General features: G+C 71.7%; 7 protein-coding genes, 2 tRNA genes and 1 other RNA gene. 6 read left to right on the top strand and 4 right to left on the bottom strand.

Annotated elements, in window-relative coordinates:
- The first annotated feature begins 6 nt into the window (after nt 1–6).
- The 3 genes from AC156L_RS29595 (at nt 7) to AC156L_RS29605 (ending at nt 830) form a co-directional block, all read left to right on the top strand.
- Nucleotides 7–450 carry a nucleoside deaminase gene (locus tag AC156L_RS29595; protein WP_330877577.1) on the top strand — a complete coding sequence of 148 codons (444 nt, stop codon included), beginning with the start codon at nt 7–9 and terminating at the stop codon, nt 448–450.
- A gap of 45 nt (nt 451–495) precedes the next feature.
- Nucleotides 496–702, top strand: coding sequence for a CsbD family protein (locus tag AC156L_RS29600; RefSeq protein WP_330877540.1), 207 nt, complete (start codon nt 496–498; stop codon nt 700–702).
- 43 nt (nt 703–745) lie between these two features.
- A tRNA-Ser gene (locus AC156L_RS29605) sits at nt 746–830 on the top strand.
- Between the two features lie 95 nt (nt 831–925).
- On the opposite strand, the gene AC156L_RS29610 is transcribed toward AC156L_RS29605, so the two are convergent.
- Nucleotides 926–2,038 carry a cytochrome P450 family protein gene (locus AC156L_RS29610; RefSeq protein ID WP_330877541.1) on the bottom strand — a complete coding sequence of 371 codons (1,113 nt, stop codon included), beginning with the start codon at nt 2,036–2,038 and terminating at the stop codon, nt 926–928.
- A 395-nt stretch (nt 2,039–2,433) separates the two neighbouring features.
- Between AC156L_RS29610 and AC156L_RS29615 the strand changes: the two genes are divergently transcribed.
- Nucleotides 2,434–4,911: an endonuclease/exonuclease/phosphatase family protein gene (locus AC156L_RS29615; protein ID WP_414719955.1), complete on the top strand. Its 2,478-nt coding sequence runs from the start codon at nt 2,434–2,436 to the stop codon at nt 4,909–4,911.
- A 48-nt stretch (nt 4,912–4,959) separates the two neighbouring features.
- On the opposite strand, the gene AC156L_RS29620 is transcribed toward AC156L_RS29615, so the two are convergent.
- From AC156L_RS29620 to AC156L_RS29630, 3 genes are all read right to left on the bottom strand, one after another.
- A complete protein-coding gene (locus tag AC156L_RS29620) occupies nt 4,960–5,622 on the bottom strand; it encodes a GOLPH3/VPS74 family protein (protein ID WP_330877542.1) in 663 nt (220 codons plus the stop codon).
- Between the two features lie 65 nt (nt 5,623–5,687).
- The gene (locus tag AC156L_RS29625) at nt 5,688–6,293 is read right to left on the bottom strand and encodes a DUF4360 domain-containing protein (RefSeq protein ID WP_484407459.1); all 606 of its coding nucleotides are present in this window, start codon (nt 6,291–6,293) and stop codon (nt 5,688–5,690) included.
- A gap of 258 nt (nt 6,294–6,551) precedes the next feature.
- Nucleotides 6,552–6,636, bottom strand: a tRNA-Ser gene (locus tag AC156L_RS29630).
- An 82-nt stretch (nt 6,637–6,718) separates the two neighbouring features.
- Here AC156L_RS29630 and ffs point away from each other — a divergent pair.
- Nucleotides 6,719–6,815, top strand: an RNA gene (gene ffs / locus AC156L_RS29635) — signal recognition particle sRNA small type.
- A gap of 72 nt (nt 6,816–6,887) precedes the next feature.
- A partial coding sequence (locus AC156L_RS29640) for an AAA family ATPase (RefSeq protein ID WP_484407460.1) occupies nt 6,888–7,350 on the top strand: 463 nt, incomplete at its 3' end.

A 7,350-nucleotide genomic window follows, 5' to 3' on the forward strand; every position in this document is an offset into this window, starting at 1 on the left:
GAGGACATGGTGCGCGCGGCGCTGGCCGCCGCGCGCCGGGCCCCGGCGACCGGTGACGTCCCGATCGGCGCCGCCGTGTTCGGCCCGGACGGCGCCGCGCTCGCCGCGGCGTGCAACGCCCGAGAGGCGACCGGCGACCCGACCGCGCACGCCGAGGTGCTCGCCCTCCGAGCCGCCGCGGCCGTCCACGGCGACGGCTGGCGGCTGGCGGGCTGCACCCTGGCGGTCACCGTGGAGCCGTGCACCATGTGCGCGGGCGCCCTCGTGCTCGCACGGGTCGACAGGGTCGTGTTCGGCGCCTGGGAGCCCCGCACCGGCGCCGTGGGCTCCCTGTGGGACGTCGTCCGCGACCGCAGGCTCAACCACCGGCCCGAGGTCCGCGGCGGCGTCCTGGAGACCGAGTGCGCCTCCCTGCTGGCCGACTTCTTCGGCGATCACCGCATCGTGTGATCGTCCGCACGGTTCGCGCGCGTCCGTTCGGGGTAGTCCGAGGGCATGAGCATCGTGGACAAGGCCAAGGACAAGGCGCAGCAGCTGATCGGCGAGGTCAAGGAGAAGGTCGGCGAGAAGACCGACAACCAGTCCCTCCGGGTCGAGGGACAGGCCGACCAGGTCGAGGGCCACGCCAAGGAAACCGGCCACGACCTGCGGGATCACACCGCGGACGGCGTCGCGGGCCTCAAGGACAAGTTCAACAGGTAACCCGCTCGACGGCCCCGGACACCCGTCTTGTACTGTTCTTAGCGGTGGCGTGTCCGAGCGGCCGAAGGAGCACGCCTCGAAAGCGTGTGAGGTGAAAGCCTCCGTGGGTTCAAATCCCACCGCCACCGCTGGTCGAAGGGCCCCGCACCTCACGAGGTGCGGGGCCCTTCGCGTTCCACCGCTCAGCGCACGGTCCGGCGCCGCTGCGGGGGCCGTCGCCGGATCACCGCTCCAACCGCACCGGCAGCGACCTGAGGCCGCGGAACAGCGGTGAGCGCTGCCAGGCGAGGTCGTCCGAGGCCAGCTCCCACGTGGGGAAGTGGTCGAGCAGGGCGGTGAAGGCCACCTCGCCCTCCAGACGGGCCAGCTGGGCGCCCAGGCAGAAGTGGACGCCGTGGCCGAACGCCAGGTGACCGCCCGTTCTGGTCGGGTCGAAGGTGTTCGGGCGGTCGAAGCGGGCCGGGTCGCGGTCGGCCGCCGCCAGTGCGACGAGCACCACCTGCCGCTCGGGGATCAGCACGTCGCCGATCCGCACGGGCTCGGAGGTGTAGCGCGGGGTGGCGGTGGTGAGCGGGCCGTCGAAGCGCAGGACCTCCTCCACGACGCCCGGCAGGCGGGAGCGGTCCGCGCGCAGCGCCGCCAGCTCGTCGGGGTTCCGCAGCAGCGTGAGGACGCCCGTGGAGATCAGGTTGACGGTCGTCTCGTACCCGGCGGTCAGCACCAGCAGCGCGGTGGAGACCAGTTCCCGGTCGTCCAGCCCCGAACCGACGAGCGCGCCGAGCAGGTCGTCGGCCGGGGTGGCCCGCTTGGCCCCGACCAGGCCGCGGAAGTAGTCGGTCATCGCCAGCTCCGCGGCCTCCTGGGCCGCGTCGTGGCTCTCGGCCGACAGCACGGCGCCCCAGGCGCGGAGGTCGGCGCGGTCGGCCTCCGGAACGCCGAGCAGGTCGCAGACCACCAGGAAGGGCAGGGGCAGCGCGAAGTCGGCGACCAGGTCGACCTCGCCCGCCAGCCCGGCCAGCAGCCCGTCGGTGAGCGCTTCGACCCCCGGTCGCAGCGCCTCGACCCGCCGTGCGGTGAACGGCCTGGTCAACGGCTTGCGGAGCCGGGTGTGGTCGGCCCCGTCGCTGTTGAGCACGTGGAACAGCGGCGGCTCGTCGGGCGGGGTGAAGCGCTTGCGCAGCCGCGGGTCGGACAGGGCGGCCCTGGACTCGGCGTAGCCGGTGACGATCCACACCGCCCGGCCCGCCGGATCGGTGATCCTCTCCACCGGCGCCCGCGACCTCGACCGGGCCAGGACCGGGTGCGGGTCGGCGTAGTACTGCTCGCTGAAGAACATGGTCTCCCCCCTCGAACCGATGTTCTCGCCATCGGGGGGCGGGGGCCAGCAGGTCCGCCGAGGGCGGACACGGCACGAGGCGCCTGCGACCTCGTCAGGTCGCAGGCGCCTCGTGCTTGATCCGCTGTGTGGTGCCGGCGCTGGGAGGGCCACCGGCTCGCACCCTCGTGATCAGCCTAGCGCATCTTCGAACACACGTTCGAGTGATCCTGTCACCTTTTGGTTGCAGGCAGGACCGCGAAGCGTGAGCCGACCCTACCTATCCACGCCTGCGGGCAGTTCGTTACGGGAGATGTCAACCTCGCGATGGGCTGGTTAACCGTTAGTAACTAAGCCTTCCTTCGTTCACTCGATCCGGGGAGGATCTGCGGACCCGCCAACATCCGGAGGACGTTTTGAGACCATCACTGCCCCGCGTCGGACTGGCGGTCACAGCCGCCACGGCCGTGACGCTGGCCGTGGCGCTGCCGGTCACCGCGAACGCCGCGCCGAGCCCGGACGCGCTCATCGCCGAGGTGTACGGCGGCGGAGGCAACTCCGGCGCGACTCTCACCCAGGACTTCGTCGAACTGGCCAACAAGGGCGCGGCGCCGGTCTCCGTGGACGGCTGGAGCGTGCAGTACCTGCCCGCGAGCGCCAGCGCGTCCAGCACGTGGCAGGCCACCCCGCTGGCGGGCTCCATCGCCGCGGGCGGGCGCTTCCTCGTCGGCGAGGCGAAGGGCACCGGCGGCACGGTCGAGCTGCCGACCACCGACGCCACCGGCACGATCGCCATGTCCGGCACCGGCGGCACGATCGCGCTCGTCTCCGGCACCACCGCGCTGACGTGCAAGACCGCCGCCGCCTGCGCGGCCGACCCGAGCGTGAAGGACCTGGTCGGCTACGGCACCGCGACCGTCGTCCGCGAGGGCGCGCCCACCGGCAACCTCGGCAGCACGACGTCCGCCGCCCGCGGCACGGCGCTGCCCGACACCGACGACAACGCCGCCGACCTCACCGTCGGCGCGCCGACCCCGGTCAACAGCAAGGGCCAGACGCCCGGCGGGGGCGACCCCGACCCGGAGCCCGACCCCGACCCCGTGCCCGGCGACAAGCGCATCCACGACATCCAGGGCTCCGGCCGGGTGTCGGCGCTGGTCGGCCGGCAGGTCACCGGCGTGCCCGGCGTCGTCACGGGCACCCGCACGTCCGGCGACCGCGGTTTCTGGATCCAGGACCCGCTGGCCGACGGCGACGCGCGCACGAGCGAGGGCGTCTTCGTCTACACCAACGCCGTCCCGTTCACCGTCGTGCCCGGCGACTCCGTGCTGGTCAGCGGCACCGTGGCCGAGTACCGGCCCGGCGGCGACACCGGCACCAACCAGACGCTGACCGAGATCGCCACGCCCACGCGGATCTTCGTCGTGTCGCGGGGCAACCCGGTCCCGGCCCCCGAGGTGATCACGCCGACGTCCATCCCCGAGGCCTACGCCCCGGACGCGGGCGGCGCGACCATCGAGACCCTCCCGCTCGACCCGGCGAAGTACGCGCTCGACTTCCTGGAGTCCCGCGAGGGCCAGCTCCTCCAGGTCGACGACACCCGCTTCACCGGCCCCGTCAACGAGTTCGGCGAGGGCTTCATCACCACGAAGCCGCAGCAGAACCCGGCGGCCCGCGGCGGCACCGTCTACCTCGGCTACGACAAGCCGAACAGCGGTCGCCTGAAGGTCAAGGCGGGCAGCGCGGCGCTGCCAGGGGCCAACGTCGGCGACGTGCTCAAGGGCGCGACCGTCGGCGCGCTGGAGTACACGAACTTCGGCGGCTACACGCTGGCCACCCACTCGCTGGGCACCTACACCCCCGGCGGCACCACGCCCGAGGTCGTCGGGGGTCAGAAGCAGAGCGAGCTGTCCGTCGCCACGTACAACGTGGAGAACCTGGCGCCCGGCAACCCGCAGGCGAAGTTCGACCGGCTCGCGGCGGCGGTCGTGACCAACCTCAAGAGCCCGGACGTCCTGGTGCTGGAGGAGATCCAGGACAACAACGGAGCCACCGACGACGGCACGGTCGCGGCCGACGTGACGCTGGCGAAGTTCGCCGACGCCATCGCCGCGGCGGGCGGCCCGCGCTACCAGTCGCGGCAGATCGACCCCGGCAACAAGACCGACGGCGGCGAGCCGGGCGGCAACATCCGGGTCGCGTTCCTGTTCAACCCGGCGCGGGTCTCGTTCGTGGACAAGCCCGGCGGCGACGCGACCACCCCGGTCGCCGTCGTGAAGGACAGGGGCCGCGCGGCCCTGTCCGTCTCGCCCGGCCGCGTCGACCCCACCAACCCGGCGTGGAACAGCAGCCGCAAGCCGCTCGCGGGCCAGTTCACCTTCCGCGGGCGCACCGTGTTCGTGGTCGCCAACCACTTCAACTCCAAGGGCGGCGACCAGGCGATGCACGGCCGCTTCCAGCCGCCCGCCCGCGGCTCCGAGGTGCAGCGGCTGGCGCAGGCCACGTCGCTGCGCGCGTTCGTCGACCAGGTGCAGGCGATCGACAGGGGCGCGAACGTCGTGCTCGCCGGTGACATCAACGACTACCAGTTCTCGCCCGCGCTCCAGACGCTGACCGCGGGAGGGGCCGTCGTGGACCTCATCGAGACGCTGCCGCCCCTGGAGCGCTACAGCTACGTGTTCGAGGGCAACGCCCAGGTGCTCGACCACCTGCTGATCAGCAAGAACATCAAGCGCTACGACTACGACGTGGTGCACATCAACGCCGAGTTCGCCGACCAGGCGAGCGACCACGACCCGCAGGTCGTGAAGGTGCGGCCCAGCACGGGCCACCCGGTCGTCGACGAGGTGGTGTTCCTCGTCGAGGACCTGCTGGAGCGGCTCCACCGGGTCTGACGCGCGGCACGGAGGACGGGGCCCGCCCGGGCGGGCCCCGTTCGCGTCTCAGGAGCCCGTGGCCCCGGTGGACCCCCCGCTGCTCGCGACCACCGCGGCGGCCGTGACGGCTGCTTGGACGGCCCGCACCGCCCTCCTCACGGCCACGCCCGACCAGTCACCCTCGCTGATCTCGCCCGCCCGCGCCTTGAGCGCCTTCCTGTCGCCCTGCACGACCTTGGGCACCACGCCGATGGCGTGCAGCAGGGCGATCAGCGCGCCCGCCCGCTCCGTCGCCCGCTCGCCGCCGACCAGCGCCGCCGTCAGGTCCGCCCGCACGGAGTCCTCGTGCGCCGAGTCGACCGCGGGCCACGTCCTGCGCGGGAACAGCCCGAGCACCCTGTCCTTGTCCTGCCGGATCAGCCCGCGCCCCGCGAGCGCCTCCAGCACGGTCTCGCGCACGTTCTTCGTCATCACCTCGACCGCGCGCTGCGGCTTGGCGGGGGCCTTCTCCGCCAACCGGGCCAGCCCGGCCTCCAGCACCGGCTCGTCGAGCAGGGCGGTGTCCATCACGTGCAGCTTCCCGCCCTCCTCCGCGACCCGTCCCGCGTTGACCAGGTCCACCAGGACCGCGCCCGCGAGGGCGTGGTCGGTGGACGTGCCGTCGGTGATCAGGCGACCGGTGTCGTCGTCAAGGAGGAGGAGCAGCAGGTCCTCGGCAAGAGTCGGCATGGATCGACGCTAGCGCAGGGAACGGCGGCCCGGACCCGGAAAGGGCGGCGGGCCGCCGGAACGGGTCAGCAGGACTTCCAAGCCAATTCGTAGGTGGCGCTGACCCGGCCGTTGGTCGAATCCATCGCCATGAAGCTGAACGCCTGCGCGGCCGAAGTGCCGCGGTCGACACGCAGTTCCGAATTGATGTTCAGGTTGCGATTATCGCCGCACGGCAGGTACACGATGTCACCGTTCGCGGAACTGTCGGACGTCTGCCAATCGTCGCTGAACGGCCCGGAGAACACGTGGCTCCGCCGGGTCGTCTGCGACTGGCCGGAGAAGTAGTAGCTCGCCCGCTGCGTGCCCTTCGCGCCCGCCGCGAGGCTGGCGAAGCCCCGGTAGGTGATCCGCGAGATGCCGTAGCTCAGCCCCTCGGCGTTGTTCACCCGCAGGCTGATCTGGCAGTTCTTCCGGAAGTCCGTCGGGCTCGCGCCCGGTCCGCTCTGCGCGAGGAAGTCGCTGAAGCTCACCCGGAACGACCTGCCGTCCGTGGAGGGCGCCACCGACGCCGTGCCCGCCGGACAACCGGAACCGTTCACCGTGACCACGTCCACGGTGATGTTCGGAGCGAATTCCGCGACGTTCGGTGGAATGATCACCGATAAGAGCAGAGCCGAGACCGTCGTCATCGTACCCAGCATGGTGGACCTTTCTTGTCCCTGCTGTTCGAATGGCGGCGGGGGCGAATATATCGTCGCCGCGAACGTCGATCTGCCGCCGGACGGGTGACCACTGAACAGGGGACGCGGGGTCGCGGTGCCGCCTCGGGGGCCCGGTCACCCGACGACCACCGGGGTTCGCGCCCCGGCCCCGACCTGGCGGACCACGGGGCCCTCAGACGACTGAGGCCCGGACACGGTGAAGTGTCCGGGCCTCAGTCCTTGGCGCGGAGGATACGGGATTTGAACCCGTGAGGGGGTTAACCCAACACGATTTCCAGTCGTGCGCACTAGGCCACTATGCGAATCCTCCGTGGTCCAGCCTAGCGGACCCCCTCGGCTCCAACCAAAACGGGGTCGACGCGGCGGACGCGGATCGCGACCGGCTACACTTGCGTCGGACCTCGTGCGGTACTCATCTCGCGAATCTCCCCAGGGCCGGAAGGCAGCAAGGATAAGCGGGCTCTGGTAGGTGCACGGGGTCCCCTTTTTTTGCCCTGGTCGCAGCGGCTCCGCTCCCAGGCCGTCGGACACCGTCGTACCTCACCGGTAGGGTCTGCAACCGTGGCGCTCGCCCTATACCGCAAGTACCGACCGGCCACCTTCGCCGAGGTGGTCGGGCAGGAGCACGTCACCGATCCGCTGCGCATCGCGCTCGGTGCGGGCCGCATCAACCACGCCTACCTGTTCTCCGGGCCCCGTGGCTGCGGCAAGACGTCCAGTGCCCGGATCCTCGCGCGCTCGCTGAACTGCGTGCAGGGCCCGACGCCCGACCCCTGCGGGGTGTGCGAGTCCTGCGTGGCCCTCGCCCCCAACGGCCCCGGCTCCCTCGACGTCACCGAGATGGACGCGGCCAGCCACAACGGCGTCGACGACGCCCGCGAGCTGCGCGACCGGGCCCACTTCGCGCCGGTCAGCTCGCGGTACCGCGTCTTCATCATCGACGAGGCGCACATGGTCACCACGCAGGGCTTCAACGCCCTGCTGAAGGTGGTCGAGGAGCCGCCGGAGTTCCTGGTCTTCGTCT

Source organism: Umezawaea sp., from assembly GCF_057122925.1.